Genomic DNA, 15619 nt, shown 5'->3' with positions numbered 1-15619 from the left:
GGTTACAGCCGCCCAGATAACGACGTTTTATTTCGCCAGCGAGGGAACCTTTTTTGGCGCCCTTTATACGAACGTCTCGCTAAGGCGGAATTCCAGCCGTTCGCGGACCGCGGGCCAGTCGTAGTCGGTGATCGAGAACACCGCCGTGTCGCGGATGTGCCCGGTCCAGGTGACCTTGTGATTGCGCAGCACGCCTTCCTTGCTGGCCCCCAGCTTCTCGACGGCGGCCTGGCTGCGGGCGTTGCGAACGTCGATGTTGAACTCGACGCGGATGGCGCCGGCCTTCTCGAAGGCGTGGGCCAGCAGCAGGCGCTTGCTCTCCGGATTGACCGGACCCGAGCGCGCGTCGGGATTCAGGAAGGTCGAGCCGATCTCCAGCCCGCCATGCAGGCGGCGGATGTTGAGGTAGCTGGAGGTGCCCACGATGTTGCCGTCCGAAAGGCGACGGATGGCGAAACCGATGCGCTCGCCACGGTCGGTCTCGCCTTGCAGCGCGCCCCAGAAGTCCTCGAAGCCCTCGCCGCAGCCGTTGACCGACATGATCTCCCAGCTGGCGGGATCGCAGTCGACCGCGGCCTGCAGCGCGTCGCGGTGATCGATGGTGATCGGTTCGAGCCGGACATAGCGGCCCTGCAGGGTGTCGGCGGTCAGGTTCAGCATGGCCCCGTTGTCCGACAGGACGCGTGGCCTGACAACCCGCTTCGAAAGTCTCCTTGAGCAAGACAGGACCGCTTGCCGCCCGCGTAAAGCCGGTCTACAAACACTTCAAACAAGCGTTTGACACATTGAGAACCGGGCAGAGGGAACGACCATGGATTTCGACATCTCCCCCACGCAGCGCGCCTTCCTGGACCGCGTCACCGCGTTCATGGACGAGCACATCTATCCGGCGGTTCCGGTCTACGAGGCCGAGATGGACGTCCTGGGCGCCGAGCGCTGGAAGGTCGTCCAGGTCGTCGAGGAACTGAAGGCCAAGGCCAAGGCCGCCGGCCTGTGGAACTTCTTCATGCCCCCGCACAGCGGCCAGGTGCACGTCGACGACACCTTCCAGTTCGAAGGCGTGCAACTGACCAACCTGGAATACAGCCTGATCGCCGAACAGCTGGGCAAGGTCGGCTTCGCTTCGGAAGTCTTCAATTGCTCGGCGCCCGACACCGGCAACATGGAAGTGCTGATGCGCTATGGCACGCTGGCGCAAAAGGAAAAGTGGCTGCGCCCGCTGATGAACGGCGAGATCCGTTCGGCCTTCCTGATGACCGAGCCGGCCGTGGCCAGTTCGGACGCCACCAACATCGAGACCCGCATCGAGCGCGACGGCGACCACTATGTGATCAACGGCCGCAAGTGGTGGTCCTCGGGCGTGGGCGACCCGCGCTGCAAGGTCGCCATCGTCATGGGCAAGACCGATCCCGACAACGCCAGCCGCCACCAGCAGCAGAGCCAGGTCCTGGTGCCGCTGGACGCGCCGGGCATCGAGATCGTCCGCATGCTGCCGGTGTTCGGCTACGATGACGCCCCGCACGGCCACGCCGAGGTCATCCTCAAGGACGTGCGCGTGCCGATCGAGGACGCCCTGCTGCTGGGCGAAGGCCGTGGCTTCGAGATCGCCCAGGGGCGCCTGGGCCCCGGCCGCATCCACCACTGCATGCGCACCATCGGCACGGCGGAAGTCGCGCTGGAAAAGATGTGCCGGCGCCTCATGAGCCGGAAGGCTTTCGGCAAGTACGTCTCGGACCACTCTGTGTGGGAAGAGCGCGTCGCCGACGCCCGCATCGACATCGAGATGTGCCGCCTGCTGTGCCTGAAGGCCGCCGACATGATGGACAAGGCCGGCAACAAGTCGGCCCGCCTGGAGATCGCCATGATCAAGGTCGCGGCTCCGCGCCTGGCCCTGAAGATCATCGACGACGCCATCCAGGCCCACGGTGGCGCCGGCGTGACCACCGACTTCGGCCTGGCTAAGGCCTATGCCGGCATCCGCACCCTGCGCCTGGCCGACGGCCCGGACGAGGTGCACCAGCGCACCATCGCCCGCATGGAATACGGCAAGTACGGCGACCTCGTTTACAAGCAGAAGGCCGAGAAGGAAGCCGCCCTGCACGTGCCGGGGATCCGGTAGGTTAGCGCCAATCCCGATCTCCCCGGCGAAGGCCGGGGCCCAGATTCAGCCTGAGCGTCTGGGGATGATCCGACCTACGCCCAGATCAGATCCGCGACGTCGCGGGTTCGATCTGGGCCCCGGCCTTCGCCGGGGAAACGGACTTGGTCACTAGCGCAAATTCCGGGCGGACACCCTCGCCTCACCCGGCGATGATCGCCCCATGAGTCGCCCCGCTCGCCTCTTCCTCGACCGCGCGCCCTCGCCGATCGGCGAACTGCTGATCGTCACCGACGAGGCCGGGACCCTGCGCGCGCTGGACTTCCACGACTACGAGCCTCGCCTCGACCGCCTACTGAAGACCCACTACGGCCCGTTGCGGCCTGACCTCGGCGCCGCGCCAGCCAAGATCCGCGAGGCCATGGCCGCCTATTTCGCCGGTGAGCTCGACACCCTGAACACCATCGCTTGGGCGACCAACGGCACGGCCTTCCAGCACGCGGTCTGGACGGCCCTGACGCAAATCCCCGCCGGCCAGACGATCACCTATTCCGAACTGGCCCGTCGCGCCGGACGCCCGCTCGCGGTCCGGGCCGCGGGCCACGCCAATGGCTCAAACCCGCTCAGCATCGTCGCGCCCTGCCACCGGGTGATCGGCCTGAACGGAACCCTGACCGGCTATGGCGGCGGGATAGAGCGCAAACGCTGGCTGCTCGTCCACGAGAAGGCGATCTAGGCCAGCCTCGCGCCCTCGAGCACCACGCGGCCGATATTGAAGAACGGCAGGCTCAGGGTGAGGCCGATCAGGGCGTTGAACACCATGGCGCCGCTATTGTAGCGCCCGGCCTCGCCGTCCAGAGCCGCCGAGATCGCCCGACCCGCCGCCGCGCCCAGCCAGGCGACGGCCAAGGCCATGGCCATGGCGGCCCCGATGCGCGGCTGATAGCCCAGATAGAGCGCCGCCACCCCGTGCGAGGCGATCAGCACCCCGCCCAGGGCCCGCCCTTCCGCGAACAGCGGCGGCTTGGGGGTGTCGTCATCGGCCAGACCCGCCAAGCCCAGCATGGTCTGCGGCCGCGCCAGGATCATGCCCCCCAGGGTTCCGCCGATGACGCAGGCCAGGACCGCCAGAAACAGCGACAGAACGTAGCTCGACATGGGCCTTGTTGCTCCTGCTATTCTCGACGCTATTCCGGCGCGCGGCAGACGGCCTCGACGTTGAAGCCGTCCGGGTCCAGAACGAACGCGCCGTAATAGTCCTTATCGTAATGTGGGCGAAGTCCGGGCGGACCATTGTCTTTTCCGCCGGCTTTCAACGCCGCCGCGTAAAAAGCATCGACCTGGGCGCGCGTCTCGGCCGCGAAGGCCACGTGGAGCTTGCCCTGGGTCGCGTCCTGCTCGGAAATCCAGAACATCGGCCGCGTGACGCCATAGCCGACGGCGTCCACCCCGCCGGTGAATTCCTTGGGCACGACATACAGTTGGCGGATCCCCAACGGGCGCAGCGCGGCGTCATAGAAGACCGCGGAACGTTGGAAGTCGGCCACTCCGAACCCCACATGATCGAACATCGAACCCTCCCGCATTAACCGCGCCGCAAAAAGTTCGCGGTCGTCGTCCTTGACTCCCCCGAGCCTCATCCCTAACTCACAGCCGACGTTGGCACTCGATGGGAGCGACTGCTAACAGCGCAGCTCCCCTGGTCCGACGCAGCCTTACTTGAAACCGTTCCGACGGAGAACACCCATGAAATTTCGTCCCCTGGGCGACCGCGTCCTCGTGAAGCGCGTCGAAGAAGAAACCAAGACCAAGGGCGGGATCATCATCCCCGACACCGCCAAGGAAAAGCCGCAGGAAGGCGAAGTCGTCGCCGTCGGCCCCGGCGCGCGTAACGACAAGGGCGAAGTCGTCGCCCTGGACGTCAAGGCTGGTGACCGCATCCTGTTCGGCAAGTGGTCGGGCACGGAAGTCAAGGTCGACGGTCAGGACCTCCTGATCATGAAGGAAAGCGACGTCCTGGGCGTGGTCGAGGCTTAAGGCCTCCTCCGTCCTCTTCGCTTTCGACCCCAAGTTTCTCTTTTAGAAGGGCTCATACACATGGCCGCTAAAGACGTTTATTTCTCCTCGGACGCGCGCGACAAGATGCTGCGCGGCGTCAACATCCTCGCCAACGCGGTGAAGGTGACCCTGGGCCCCAAGGGCCGCAACGTCGTGATCGAAAAGTCCTTCGGCGCTCCGCGCTCGACCAAGGACGGCGTCTCGGTCGCCAAGGAAATCGAACTGAGCGATCGTTTCGAGAACCTCGGCGCGCAGATGATCCGCGAAGTCGCCAGCAAGACCAACGACAAGGCCGGTGACGGCACCACGACCGCCACGGTCCTGGCTCAAGCCATCGTTCAGGAAGGCCTGAAGTCGGTCGCCGCCGGCATGAACCCGATGGACCTGAAGCGCGGCATCGACAAGGCCGTCGCCATCGTCGTCGCCGAGATCAAGTCGTCGTCGAAGAAGGTCACGACCAACGCTGAAATCGCTCAGGTCGGCACCATCTCGGCCAACGGCGACAAGGAAGTGGGCGACATGATCGCCCGCGCCATGGACAAGGTCGGCAACGAAGGCGTCATCACCGTCGAAGAAGCCAAGACCGCCGAGACCGAACTCGACGTCGTCGAAGGCATGCAGTTCGACCGCGGCTACCTGTCGCCGTACTTCATCACCAACGCCGACAAGATGGAAGTTCAGCTGGAAGAGCCGCTGATCCTTCTGTTCGAAAAGAAGTTGTCGTCGCTGCAGCCGCTGCTGCCGGTGCTGGAAGCCGTGGTCCAGTCGGGCCGTCCGCTGGTCATCATCGCCGAGGACGTCGAAGGCGAGGCCCTGGCCACGCTGGTCGTCAACAAGCTGCGTGGCGGCCTGCGCGTCGCCGCCGTCAAGGCTCCGGGCTTCGGCGATCGCCGCAAGGCCATGCTGGAAGACATCGCCATCCTGACCGGCGCTCAAGTCGTGTCGGAAGACCTGGGCATCAAGCTCGAGAACGTGTCGCTCGACATGCTCGGCAAGGCCAAGAAGGTCTCGATCACCAAGGACGACACCACGATCGTGGACGGCGTTGGTGAGAAGGCCGACATCGAGGCCCGTATCGCCCAGATCAAGCGCCAGATCGAAGACACCACGTCGGACTACGACAAGGAAAAGCTGCAAGAGCGTCTGGCCAAGCTGGCCGGCGGCGTTGCCGTCATCCGCGTCGGCGGCTCGACCGAAGTCGAAGTGAAGGAAAAGAAGGACCGCGTTGACGACGCCCTGAACGCGACCCGCGCGGCCGCCGACGAAGGCATCGTCCCGGGCGGCGGCGTGGCTCTGCTGAAGGCCTCCAAGGCCCTGGCGAACCTGACCGGCGACAACGACGACCAAACCGCCGGCATCGCCATCGTCCGTCGCGCCCTGCAGGCTCCGATCCGTCAGATCGCCGAAAACGCCGGCGTCGAAGGCTCGATCGTGGTCGGCAAGATCCTGGAAAGCGACAACGCGACGTTCGGCTTCAACGCCCAGACCGAGCAGTATGTCGACCTGGTCGCCGATGGCGTCATCGACCCCGCCAAGGTTGTCCGCACCGCTCTGCAGGACGCCGCCTCGGTGGCCGGCCTGCTGATCACCACGGAAGCCGCGATCGTCGAAGCCCCCAAGAAGGGCGGCGGTGGCGCTCCGGGCGGCGGCATGCCGGGCGGCATGGGCGACATGGATTTCTAAGAGAAATCCATAAAGTCGCCCATCTTCCAAAGAGATCGGGATCGGCACGCCGATCCCGAGCGGCGACATGGACTTCTAATTTAGAAGTTCAGCCTATCGCTGAAGTGATTGAGGGCGGGGCCGCGAGGTCCCGCCGTTTTTCTTTGTCCGCACAACGACGGTTTCAACTTCCCGTGACAGGCGAAAAGGCGGTGCATCCAAGGCGAAGGTTCGACGTTAACCTTTCGCTCACCTTACAGAGCATGGAGGCTGAAATGTCGTTCGTGCGTTTGTATTCCGCTCATCGCCGGCGCCGCGTGTCTCGCGCCAACCTCATCGTAATGGGCGTCTCCGCCTGGCTTGTGCTGGGCCTGATCAGTCAGGCGGCGTTCCAGCTGATCGGCTAGCCCCTATCGGTGAGGCCATGCGGGCGCTACATGCGCCTGATGTTCCGTCAACGCCCCGACGCCGATCTGATCGTTCAAGGCTGGGTCATCGGCGTGATGGTCGAGGTCCCGGGCGAGCGTTTGCCCGTCCGTCATTACTTCGCCGTCGGAAAGGCCGATCGCGCCCAGGCCGAGTGGGCGGCCGTGGACCTGGCGATGAACGCCGGCTCGGTCGCCTCCAGCCCCGTCAAAGGCCAGGAGCCCGTCGAGGCCCTGCGCGAGATCGTCGCCTACCGGATGCGCGAGTTGGGCCTGAAACCCGGCGAGGCCCGCGCCCTGGGCGACAAGAACCCGAGGCGCTGGCTCTCACTCTAGACTTAGTGGCGCCCGCCGCCGCCGCAGGCGCTACAGCCGCCCCTGCCGCCACCGCCGCCGTGATAGCCGCCGCCGATGTGGATCGAGGACGACGCCGAGGCTGAAGCCGAGGCCGAGCTCGAGGCGTAGCCGCTCGAAGAACCGCCGGCGTAACCGCCCGCATAGCCGCCGCCGGCCAGGCCGGGACCGCCATAGCCGCCGCCGCGCCCGCCTGACTGCGCGCCGACATAGCCCATCGGCAGGGGCGGCGGTTCGATATAGTTACCCCACGCCGAGCTGCCGGCCGAACCCGCGTTCCAGCCGCCGCCGGCGCTGTAGCGAGACTCCGAATAGTCGTAGGACGAACGCTCGCGGCTCTCTTCGTAATAGCCGTCCTCATAGCGATGACCGCCGCCGCACGGGCTGCACTGCTGCGGGACAACAGCGCCGCCGCAGACGCGCGGCTGGCAGCCGCCTTGCGGCTGGACCGGCACATAGACCGGACGATCGACATAGACGTAGATCGGCACCTGGACGATCTTCTCGACCACCTCGCCGCCGCAGGCCCGCTGGCACGGCGCGGGTTGCGGGACCGGCACGGGGCGATCCACGGGAACCGGGCGATCGACATAGACCGGACGATCGACCGGCACCTCGACCCGCTTCTCGACGATCTTCTCGACCGGACGGTCGATATAGACCGGTCGCTCCACGATCTTCTCGACCGGGACCTGGACCAGCTTCTCGACCGGAACCTCGATGCGCTTTTCGACCACGACCGGGCGCTCGACGATCACCGGCCGGTCGACCACCTTCTCGACGATCTGGGTGGTGGGACGGTCGACATAGACCGGCACGCGGCGCTCCACCACGCGATCGACATAGACCACCTTGGTGCGCGTCGTGACCCGTTTTGGCGCATGCGCCTGACGGGCGGGCGGACGCTCATAGCCGTCGGCCAGCACGGGCGAGGCCAGGGTGAGGCTGGCGAAAGCGGCCAGCACGCCGACGCGGAGAAGGATCTTGGGGCTCATGGCCGACCTCGATGCGGAACACGGAACGTCCCTCGGCGGGACAGTCCCGGCCCGTATCGCAAGCCTCGCGCCAAGCCCCCTTGGCGATCCGCGTTCTCTCGGCCATTGTCCGCGCCAAACAAGCGTTCGGGGAGAAGACGATGGCTTCGAAGACTCTGGCGGCCCTGGGCCTGGCGGCGGGCCTGGCCCTGACGAGCGCGGCCTGCGCCCAGGCGCCGACCAACACCGCCCCCAATGACTACGGTAAGACGGAGAACTGGCTGTGCCTTCCTGGCCGCCAGGACGCTTGCGCCGTCGACCAGACCACCACCATCGTCCAGGCCGACGGCAAGACCTCGACCGAAGCCTTCAAGCCGGCCGCCAGCCTCGCCTATGACTGCTTCTATATCTATCCGACGGTCTCGACCGATGCGGGCGGCAACAGCGACATGGTCATCGACGAGGCCGAGCGCCGCGTGGTCGAGCAGCAGTTGGCCCGCTTCGGCGGCCAGTGCCGGGTGTTCGCCCCGATGTACCGCCAGGTGACCCTGGCGGCCCTGCGCGTGGTGATGACGGGTCAGCCCTCGCCGGGCGACGGCGTCCTGGCCTATGGCGACGTGCGCGACGCCTGGCGCTGGTATCTGGCCCATGAGAACAAGGGGCGAGGAGTGGTCCTACTCGGCCACAGCCAGGGCTCGCGGATGCTGCTGGACCTCCTGAAGAACGAGGTGGACGGCAAGCCGGCCCAGAAGCAGATGATCTCGGCCTATGTCCTGGGCATGAACACGCCGGTGACCGACGGCAAGTTCGGCTCGATCCCGCTGTGCGACAAGGCCGATCGGGCCGGCTGTCTCGTCACCTACGTCTCGTTCCGCGCCTCCAGCCCGCCGCCAGCCAACAGCCGCTTCGGCAAGACCGACGAACAGGGCCGTCGCGCCGGCTGCGTCAACCCCGCCGCCCTGGTCGCCGGCAAGGCCTCGACCGATGAGACCCCCGTGCGCGCCTATCTCAGCACAAAGGCCTTCCTGTCGAGCGGCGAGCCCAAGCCGTTCGCCCAGGACGTAAAGGTGACGACGCCGTTCGTCTCGCTGCCCGGCCTGATCTCGGCCAAATGCGTCAGCGAAGGCGACTTCACCTATCTGTCGGTCAAGGTGAACGCCGATCCGGCCGACCCGCGCACCGACGACATCGCCGGCGACATCATGGTCGGCAGCCAGACCCTCAAGGACTGGGGCCTGCACCTGATCGACGTGAATCTGGAGATGGGCGACCTGAACGCGCTCGTGGCCCGCCAGGCCAAGGCCTACGCGGGACGCTAGGACCCCTCCCACGAGGCCCTAGCGCCACCCTGATGCCGGCGGCGGGTCGACGTCCGCTCCGGCCCGCGCAAGGCGTGCGGCGGCTATTTCGGGCCTGCCGCCGCCTTGAACACGGTCGCGCCCAGCAACGCCACGATCACGAAGCCGAGCAGGAACAGGAAAAACAGAATCTTGGCGACGCCAGCCGCCGCGCCGGCAACGCCGGTGAAACCCAAGGCCCCGGCGATCAGGGCGACGACGGCGAGAATGATGGCCCACTTGAGCATTTGCGTTCCCTCACGAAGGCGTCCGAGCGGCGCCGCTTACAGATTCCAGAGGCGCCGAAGCGGCGCCGATGGAAAATCAACGTCCCGTCCGCGCACGGCGTTCCTTGTTTTCGCCGCCCGGCGCCGCTAACTCGAAGCCATGGCCTCCAAGCCCGAAAGCCCGACCGAACCCTTCAAGCGCGCCCTGGCGCACGCCGCGCGCTCGCTCGCCGAAATGCCGGACCTGGAGGTCGTGTTCTCGGGCGATGGCCCGCAGCTCCTGGGCAAGCGGGCGGTGCTGCCGCATCCGCCGCGCGACCTGAACTCCAAGGAGGCCGCGCGCATCCGGGGCCTGGCCGACCAGATGGCCCTGCGCCTGGCTCACCACGACCCGATCGCCCACGCCCGCGCGCGCCCCAGCTCGCCCGACGGCCAGGCCGCCTTCGAGTCGATCGAGCAGGCGCGGCTGGAAGCGATCGGCGCCAACGCCCTGGGCGGCGTGCGCGGAAACCTGACCGCCGCCCTGGAGGCCCGGCTGGAGAAGCAGGGCCTGACGCGGGCCGTCGCCACCGACCGCCAGTCCGCGCCCATGGCCGAGATCCTGGGCCTGATGGTCCGCGAGCGCCTGACCGGCGACGCGCCGCCGGACGGCGCCAGGGCCCTGGTCGACATCCTGCGTAACGACATCGAGATGAAGGCCGGCAAGGACCTGGACCGCCTGGCCGCCGCCATCGACGACCAGGCCGCCTTCGCCCGGGTGACCCGCGAAATCCTCCGCGACCTCGACCTGGGCGAAGAGATGTCCGACGCTACCGAAAGCGCCGACGAGGACGACGGCGAAGAGGAAGGCGCGACCGAGAATTCCGACGAGGATCAGGGCGAGGGCGAAGGCGAACAGCCCGAGGGCTCCTCGCCGCAGGAGAGCGAGGCCTCCGACCGCGAGACCGAGTCCGGCGACGAGGAGATGGTCCAGTCGGACCAGGAGGGCGAGCCCGAGGAATCCGACGAGCAGCCCGAGATGGGCGACGGCGCCAAGCCGGCCCGACCCGACCCGGGCGCGTCGCAGGGCGGCGAGCCGCTCTACAAGATCTTCACCACGGCCCACGACGAGGTCGTCGACGCCGAGGACCTGTGCGACGCCGAGGAGCTGACGCGCCTGCGCGCCTATCTGGACCAGCAGCTGTCGGCGCTCTCCAGCGTCGTCTCGCGCCTGGCCAACAAGCTGCAGCGCCGCCTCCTGGCCCAGCAGAACCGCGCCTGGACCTTCGATCTCGAGGAAGGGATGCTGGACGTCGCCCGCCTGACGCGGGTGATCATCGACCCGACCGCCCCGCTGTCCTTCAAGCAGGAAGAGGACCAGGAGTTCCGCGACACGGTCGTGACCCTGCTGATCGACAATTCCGGCTCGATGCGGGGACGGCCGATCATGGTGGCGGCGATCTGCGCCGACATTCTTGCTCGGACCCTGGAACGTTGCGGGGTCAAGACCGAGGTGCTGGGCTTCACCACCCGCGCCTGGAAAGGCGGGACCAGCCGCGACGAGTGGATCAAGGCCGGCAAGCCCGCCGCCCCGGGCCGCCTGAACGACCTGCGCCACATCATCTACAAGGCCGCCGATTCTCCGTGGCGCCGGGCCCGCAAGAACCTCGGTTTGATGATGCGCGAAGGGCTCCTGAAGGAGAACATCGACGGCGAGGCCCTGATGTGGGCGCACCAGCGGATCATCGGCCGGCCCGAAGCCCGCCGCATTCTGATGGTGATTTCCGATGGCGCGCCGGTGGACGACTCCACCCTCAGCGTCAATTCGGGCCACTATCTGGAGCGTCACTTGCGCCAGGTCATCGGTGAGATCGAGACCAAGAGCCCCGTGGAGCTGATCGCCATCGGCATCGGCCACGACGTCACGCGCTACTATCGCCGCGCCGTCACCATCGTCGATGTCGAGCAACTGGGCGGGGTGCTGGTCGAGCAGCTGGCCGCCCTGTTCGAGGAAGAGCCGCGCCAGATCGCCCGCGCGCGCGGCCTGCTCGCCCCGCCGCCCGTCGTGACGCCGCAGGTTTCGAAGGCCGGCAAGGTTTCCGCGTGATCGGTCTTCGCGCCGCGCTCGTCCTGGGGATGGTCGGCGGCCTGAGCGGCTTCGCCACCCAGTGCACGCCGCGCAAGCCGCCGCCGGTGGTCGCCGCCCCGCCCGCGCCGGTCAAGGTCGGGCCGGAGATCACCGTCACGGCGACGCCCGTGCCGCTGGACGCCGCCAACCCAGCCAAGACCACCCTGGACGGCGGCTTCACCTATGCCGGCGGCCTGGCGTTGACCAGCACGACCACTTCGCGCCTGCACGGCCTGTCGGACCTGTCGGTCACCGCCGACGGCCAGCTGACGGCGATCAGCGACGAAGGCGACGTCTTCGAGGCCAAGATCCAGTTCGACGCCGCCGGCAAGCTGGTCGGCCTGACCGACGCCAAGCTGGCGCCGCTGAAGGGCCTGGACGGCCAGCCCCTGCGGAACAAGCAGCATGCCGACGCCGAGGGCCTGGCCGTGCTGCCCAATGGCGACCGCCTGGTCAGCTTCGAGCGCGACCACCGCATCTGGCGCTACGCGGTCGGACCCGATGGGACGTGGAGCCTTCCGGCCCCCGCGCCCAAGCCCGCCACCATCTTCCCGGACAACGAGGGCATGGAGGCGATCTCGGCCTATCCCGCCGCCGGTTCCGACGCCTACATCGTTGGCGGCGAGGAGGGCGAGGTGTGGCTGTGCCGGTTGTCGGCCGACTGCAAGGCGCTGCCGCCGCAGTCGGGGCCGGACTTCACCTGGGGCCTGACCGGCTTCGCCCCCTTCCAGGGCGCGGCCATCGCCAGCCTGCATCGCGGCTATGACCCCGTCCGCGGCTGGCGCTCGATTGTGCGTTTCATCTCCGACCCAGCCCAACCCACGGCCCGCCAACGCACCGCCGCGACGCTGCGGATCGAAGGCTCCATGCCGCGGGACAACTTCGAAGGCGTGTCCATCACCGCCTCGCCGCCGGGCGCGCCGGCCGGCGCGACGCGCCTCTATCTGATCTCCGACGACCAGGCAGTCGGCGCCAACCAGCGCACCCTGCTTCTGGCCTTCGACTGGGTGGCCCCGCCCCTCCCGCCGCCAATGCCGCCCAAGGCGACGCGCAAGCCCGTTCGCAGGCGCTAAGGCTGTTTCGTTTCAGACGAGACGGTTTCATTGCCAACTATATGATTGCATTGGACTTTTTGTCGCATAAACCGATTTCGCACTTGCGAAAGGTACCGGTACCATATACTCATGGATCCCGACGGACGACGAGGCGAGATCCTGGGGGCCGTCAGAGGAACGCGTCGGGAGGCGGTTGAACTCAACCTCCTTTCCGGGACTACACAACATGATCCGTCTGCTCGTTATCGCCATCACGGCCCTCATGGCCACCACCGCCGCCACCTCGGCCAGCGCTGGCGAAATCAAGGTCAAGGTCGCCGGCCGCGACACCGCCACCGTCCACGCCGAAATCGTCCAGGCCGCCAAGCAACTGTGCCAGGAAGACCTCTTCGGCAACCCCTACGCTGTCCAGATCGCCCCCTACTGCGTGCGCGACATCGCTCGCGACGCCATCAGCCGCGCCCACAGCCGCGACCTGATCGCCTACGACAAGGCCCAGGGCCGCGGCGTCTATTTCCTGAAGATCGCCACCCGCTAAGAGCGGTCGACGCTTCCCGACAGAGCCCGCGAAACCCCCGTTTCGCGGGCTTTTTCTGGTCTGCAATCGGTTGTTCGCACGCGCAATAACGCCCGACTCCACCTTGGGTGCACTGCAACATAATCGTTGATAACCCATGCGAACGTTGCTATAGGCGACGAGACGGGCTGAGCAGGCGATAGACCGGGGACGGGCCGTCAGAGGAACGCGTCTGGAGGGGGTTGAACCCAACCCTCTTTCGGAACATCGACATGATCCGCTCCATCGTTCTGGCCGCCTCGGCCATCGCCCTGTTCGCCGCCGCTCCGGCCTCGGCCGCCGAAGTCCGCGTCAAGCTCGCCGGCAAGTCGGCCGCCGAAGTCCGCGCCGAAATCGTCAAGGCCGCCTCGACCGTCTGCTGGCAGGACGTCCGTGGCGAAGCCCTCGCTGGCTACCTGTACCCGGCCTGCATCCGCGCCTCGGTCAACGACGCCGTGTCGAAGATCAACAACCCGGCCCTGAGCGCGTTCAACTCGGCCAACCCGGCTTCGGGCGCCGTCGTCGCCCGCTAAGCGACCCCAGGCTTTAGTACCAAGCGTAACAGTACCGAGTTTACCAGTACCAAGCGTTCAAAACCCGCCGCGGCTCAGTCGCGGCGGGTTTTGCTTTGTCTGGGGGGCTGCTTCCGGAACAGATTGGAGTTCGGCTGTCGCCCCGTTGCGGACCCTTGCCAACAGCCTTCCACGGCCTTTCCTGTAGCATAGCAGTCCATTAAGGATCACATCCTAGAGTTGCTCTGCAAGCTTGCGGAGGCGAAATGCCGGGGTCGACTAAGGGTAGGCTGCGCCTTGCGGGCTTGACGGTCTGCATGGTCATGCTGACCGCCTGTGGGGCGGAGAAGCCTCCCTCCAGCGTGAAGCTCGATGTGCCGTTTCTCGGGCAGGAGACGCTGCTTTGCGTCCCAACTTCGGCGGCGATGGTGCTCGCATTTTATGGCGACTCTCAGCCGCCGCGAAAGCTGAAGGCCCTGGCGGCCGGCCGCACCTACGATCCCGCCGTGCCGTTCACCGATTTTTCCATCACACCGTTCGCCAGCCTGATCAGAGGTCTTCGCACCCTGGGCTACGACTGGCGCGATAGCGCCTTGCCAACGACGCCGGAAGGCTTCGAGCAGGGCATGGCGGTGATCAAGTCGGACCTGCGCGCGGGCCGTCCCGTGCTCGTCGACATCAGCTATGCGGGTGTCGGACACACCTTCGTGCTAACCGGCTATGACGACGCCACGCAGCGGATCGAGTTCGTCGATCCCGCCGCACCCTCGCCGGGTCGTAATAGCGCCACCTACGCCCAGTTTGAGGCCGCCTGGAATGAGACCGCTTATGGCGGAAATTTCCGCGCCATGATCCGCACGCAGAAGCGAGGAGCGCCCGCCGATAGTGCGGCGTGAAGCAGGGATGGCCATTGGCTCGCCGGATTAGGCTAGCCCGCTCCCCAAGCCAAAGGCGACGCTCAATATGCCCCGCTACGGATCACGCTCGCCTTCCGCCGCCACGCCCACGACGAAAAGCCCGCCAGGATCGCTCCCGGCGGGCTTTCAATCGTCAGTCGAGACCGTAAAGCCTTAGGCGGCTTGGGCGGTCGCGGCGGCCTTGGCCTTGGCCTTGACCTGGGTCTTGATCTTCAGGGCGCGCGGCGACAGCTGCTCGTCCTTGGCGCCCAGCAGGAACACGTCCAGGCCGCCCTTGAAGTCCAGGGTGCGCAGGGCCGCGTTGCTGATGCGCAGCTTGAAGCTCTGGCCCAGCGACTCCGACTGGAGCGTGGCGGGCGACAGGGCCGGCAGGAAGCGGCGCTTGGTCTTGATGTTCGAGTGGCTCACATTGTGGCCGACCATCGGACCGATACCGGTAAGTTCGCAACGGCGCGACATGGTGGTTACCTTGGCTTGGGCGAAACCGTCTGGCTCGGTGAAGAGCCTGGTCCCGATAAGATATGAATTCGGACACGCGACTGGACCAGGCCGACCGCGCGAGAGCGGGCGATATAGGCGAAGGGTCGCCCCCGAGTCAAGGCGTCTGGCCAAGGATCCCCGCGCCGGCGCCCGACAAGGAACCGGCCGCCCAACCTCCGCCTTCAAGCAGGGTTCATATGCCTCTCTATATAGGAGCGGTATGAAGGAGACCCGCCGCATGCGTTCGACCGCCCTCGCCGCTTCCATTCTGGTCCTCGCCACGGGAGGCGTTCTTGGGGGCGTCGCCCTCGCCCAGCCCGCGGTCCACGCGGCGGCCGCCAAGACCTCGGCCTCGAGCAAGGCGACGATTCTCCCCGGCCAGTGGGAGTACGACTACAAGGTCGGCGTGATCCCGGTCAGTAGCGAGCGCAAATGCCTCAAGCCGGCCGACGCCGAGCAGTTCTCGCGCGGCATCTGCACCCGGCGCTATCGCTGCGACTACACGACCAATGTGGTCAAGGACGGCAAGATCCAGCTGAAGGGCACCTGGACCGACAAGAAGGACCGGGTCTCGCCGGTCACGGCCGAGGGCAGCTACACGCCCGAGAGCTTCAAGATGGACATCCACATCAAGACCATCAGCGGCATGAACCTGGCCGGCAGCATGAACGCCAAGCGCGTCGCGGCCGAGTGCGCGCCGGAAGAGAAAACGGCGGAAAAGGCCCCGGAAACGACATCGAGGTAACGCCGCTCCGCGAAACCGATTTGTGGTTAATCCGCCTTAAGCTACAATAGCTTGTAGGGAACAAACACTGAATCGGCCGACGTCGCTGATTCGGTCATGATTCGTTTCGCCC

19 protein-coding genes are annotated in these 15619 nt (G+C 66.6%); 13 read left to right on the top strand and 6 right to left on the bottom strand.

Annotation, left to right across the window (positions count from 1 at the left end; translation table 11 throughout):
- Positions 1-63 precede the first annotated feature (63 nt).
- Positions 64-660, bottom strand: a complete 597-nt coding sequence (locus AC1RJ9_RS23625; protein ID WP_492840351.1) for a GNAT family N-acetyltransferase — start codon at positions 658-660, stop codon at positions 64-66.
- A 151-nt stretch (positions 661-811) separates the two neighbouring features.
- Here AC1RJ9_RS23625 and AC1RJ9_RS23620 point away from each other — a divergent pair, with 151 nt between their 5' ends.
- Together AC1RJ9_RS23620 and AC1RJ9_RS23615 are read left to right on the top strand one after the other, a co-directional pair.
- Positions 812-2119 carry an acyl-CoA dehydrogenase family protein gene (locus AC1RJ9_RS23620; RefSeq protein WP_492840353.1) on the top strand — a complete coding sequence of 436 codons (1308 nt, stop codon included), beginning with the start codon at positions 812-814 and terminating at the stop codon, positions 2117-2119.
- A 202-nt stretch (positions 2120-2321) separates the two neighbouring features.
- Positions 2322-2834, top strand: a complete 513-nt coding sequence (locus AC1RJ9_RS23615) for a methylated-DNA--[protein]-cysteine S-methyltransferase (protein ID WP_492840355.1) — start codon at positions 2322-2324, stop codon at positions 2832-2834.
- Here the strand turns inward: AC1RJ9_RS23615 and AC1RJ9_RS23610 are convergent.
- Positions 2831-3256: a DUF4345 family protein gene (locus AC1RJ9_RS23610; RefSeq protein WP_492840357.1), complete on the bottom strand. Its 426-nt coding sequence runs from the start codon at positions 3254-3256 to the stop codon at positions 2831-2833. The genes AC1RJ9_RS23615 and AC1RJ9_RS23610 overlap by 4 nt on opposite strands.
- 29 nt (positions 3257-3285) lie before the next feature.
- On the bottom strand, positions 3286-3669 hold the full coding sequence (locus AC1RJ9_RS23605) for a VOC family protein (RefSeq protein ID WP_492840494.1): 384 nt from the start codon (positions 3667-3669) through the stop codon (positions 3286-3288).
- A 175-nt stretch (positions 3670-3844) separates the two neighbouring features.
- Between AC1RJ9_RS23605 and groES the strand changes: the two genes are divergently transcribed.
- The 4 genes from groES to AC1RJ9_RS23585 all read left to right on the top strand — a co-directional run bounded on the left by groES (position 3845) and on the right by AC1RJ9_RS23585 (position 6579).
- Positions 3845-4135 carry a co-chaperone GroES gene (gene groES, locus AC1RJ9_RS23600; protein ID WP_013080760.1) on the top strand — a complete coding sequence of 97 codons (291 nt, stop codon included), beginning with the start codon at positions 3845-3847 and terminating at the stop codon, positions 4133-4135.
- Between the two features lie 60 nt (positions 4136-4195).
- On the top strand, positions 4196-5839 hold the full coding sequence (gene groL / locus AC1RJ9_RS23595; protein ID WP_492840359.1) for a chaperonin GroEL: 1644 nt from the start codon (positions 4196-4198) through the stop codon (positions 5837-5839).
- A 254-nt stretch (positions 5840-6093) separates the two neighbouring features.
- Positions 6094-6225 carry a hypothetical protein gene (locus AC1RJ9_RS23590; RefSeq protein WP_492840361.1) on the top strand — a complete coding sequence of 44 codons (132 nt, stop codon included), beginning with the start codon at positions 6094-6096 and terminating at the stop codon, positions 6223-6225.
- A 39-nt stretch (positions 6226-6264) separates the two neighbouring features.
- Entirely contained in the window at positions 6265-6579 is a 315-nt protein-coding gene (locus AC1RJ9_RS23585) for a hypothetical protein (protein WP_492840363.1), read from the top strand.
- A gap of 2 nt (positions 6580-6581) precedes the next feature.
- Here the strand turns inward: AC1RJ9_RS23585 and AC1RJ9_RS23580 are convergent, their stop codons facing one another.
- A complete protein-coding gene (locus AC1RJ9_RS23580; RefSeq protein ID WP_492840365.1) occupies positions 6582-7592 on the bottom strand; it encodes an IMCp domain-containing protein in 1011 nt (336 codons plus the stop codon).
- A 140-nt stretch (positions 7593-7732) separates the two neighbouring features.
- Here AC1RJ9_RS23580 and AC1RJ9_RS23575 point away from each other — a divergent pair, with 140 nt between their 5' ends.
- Positions 7733-8890, top strand: a complete 1158-nt coding sequence (locus tag AC1RJ9_RS23575; protein WP_492840367.1) for a DUF3089 domain-containing protein — start codon at positions 7733-7735, stop codon at positions 8888-8890.
- A gap of 83 nt (positions 8891-8973) precedes the next feature.
- Here AC1RJ9_RS23575 and AC1RJ9_RS23570 read toward each other — a convergent pair whose 3' ends face one another.
- The gene (locus AC1RJ9_RS23570) at positions 8974-9156 is read right to left on the bottom strand and encodes a DUF1328 family protein (protein ID WP_492840369.1); all 183 of its coding nucleotides are present in this window, start codon (positions 9154-9156) and stop codon (positions 8974-8976) included.
- A gap of 139 nt (positions 9157-9295) precedes the next feature.
- Here AC1RJ9_RS23570 and cobT point away from each other — a divergent pair, with 139 nt between their 5' ends.
- The 5 genes from cobT to AC1RJ9_RS23545 all read left to right on the top strand — a co-directional run bounded on the left by cobT (position 9296) and on the right by AC1RJ9_RS23545 (position 14261).
- Positions 9296-11221: a cobaltochelatase subunit CobT gene (gene cobT, locus AC1RJ9_RS23565; protein ID WP_492840371.1), complete on the top strand. Its 1926-nt coding sequence runs from the start codon at positions 9296-9298 to the stop codon at positions 11219-11221.
- On the top strand, positions 11218-12315 hold the full coding sequence (locus AC1RJ9_RS23560; RefSeq protein WP_492840373.1) for an esterase-like activity of phytase family protein: 1098 nt from the start codon (positions 11218-11220) through the stop codon (positions 12313-12315). Before cobT ends, AC1RJ9_RS23560 begins: the two co-directional genes overlap by 4 nt.
- Positions 12316-12523: 208 nt before the next feature.
- Positions 12524-12835: a hypothetical protein gene (locus tag AC1RJ9_RS23555; RefSeq protein ID WP_492840375.1), complete on the top strand. Its 312-nt coding sequence runs from the start codon at positions 12524-12526 to the stop codon at positions 12833-12835.
- A 251-nt stretch (positions 12836-13086) separates the two neighbouring features.
- Entirely contained in the window at positions 13087-13386 is a 300-nt protein-coding gene (locus AC1RJ9_RS23550) for a hypothetical protein (RefSeq protein WP_492840377.1), read from the top strand.
- Between the two features lie 296 nt (positions 13387-13682).
- Positions 13683-14261, top strand: coding sequence for a C39 family peptidase (locus tag AC1RJ9_RS23545; RefSeq protein WP_492840379.1), 579 nt, complete (start codon positions 13683-13685; stop codon positions 14259-14261).
- 174 nt (positions 14262-14435) lie between these two features.
- On the opposite strand, the gene rpmB is transcribed toward AC1RJ9_RS23545, so the two are convergent.
- Positions 14436-14741: a 50S ribosomal protein L28 gene (gene rpmB, locus AC1RJ9_RS23540; RefSeq protein ID WP_492840381.1), complete on the bottom strand. Its 306-nt coding sequence runs from the start codon at positions 14739-14741 to the stop codon at positions 14436-14438.
- A gap of 259 nt (positions 14742-15000) precedes the next feature.
- On the opposite strand from rpmB, the gene AC1RJ9_RS23535 reads away from it, so the two are divergent.
- Positions 15001-15507: a DUF3617 domain-containing protein gene (locus AC1RJ9_RS23535; protein WP_492840383.1), complete on the top strand. Its 507-nt coding sequence runs from the start codon at positions 15001-15003 to the stop codon at positions 15505-15507.
- Positions 15508-15619: the final 112 nt, after the last annotated feature.

Source organism: Caulobacter sp. GW822-FHT07D08 (genome assembly GCF_058798735.1).
This window is presented reverse-complemented; position numbering and strand designations above follow the sequence as displayed.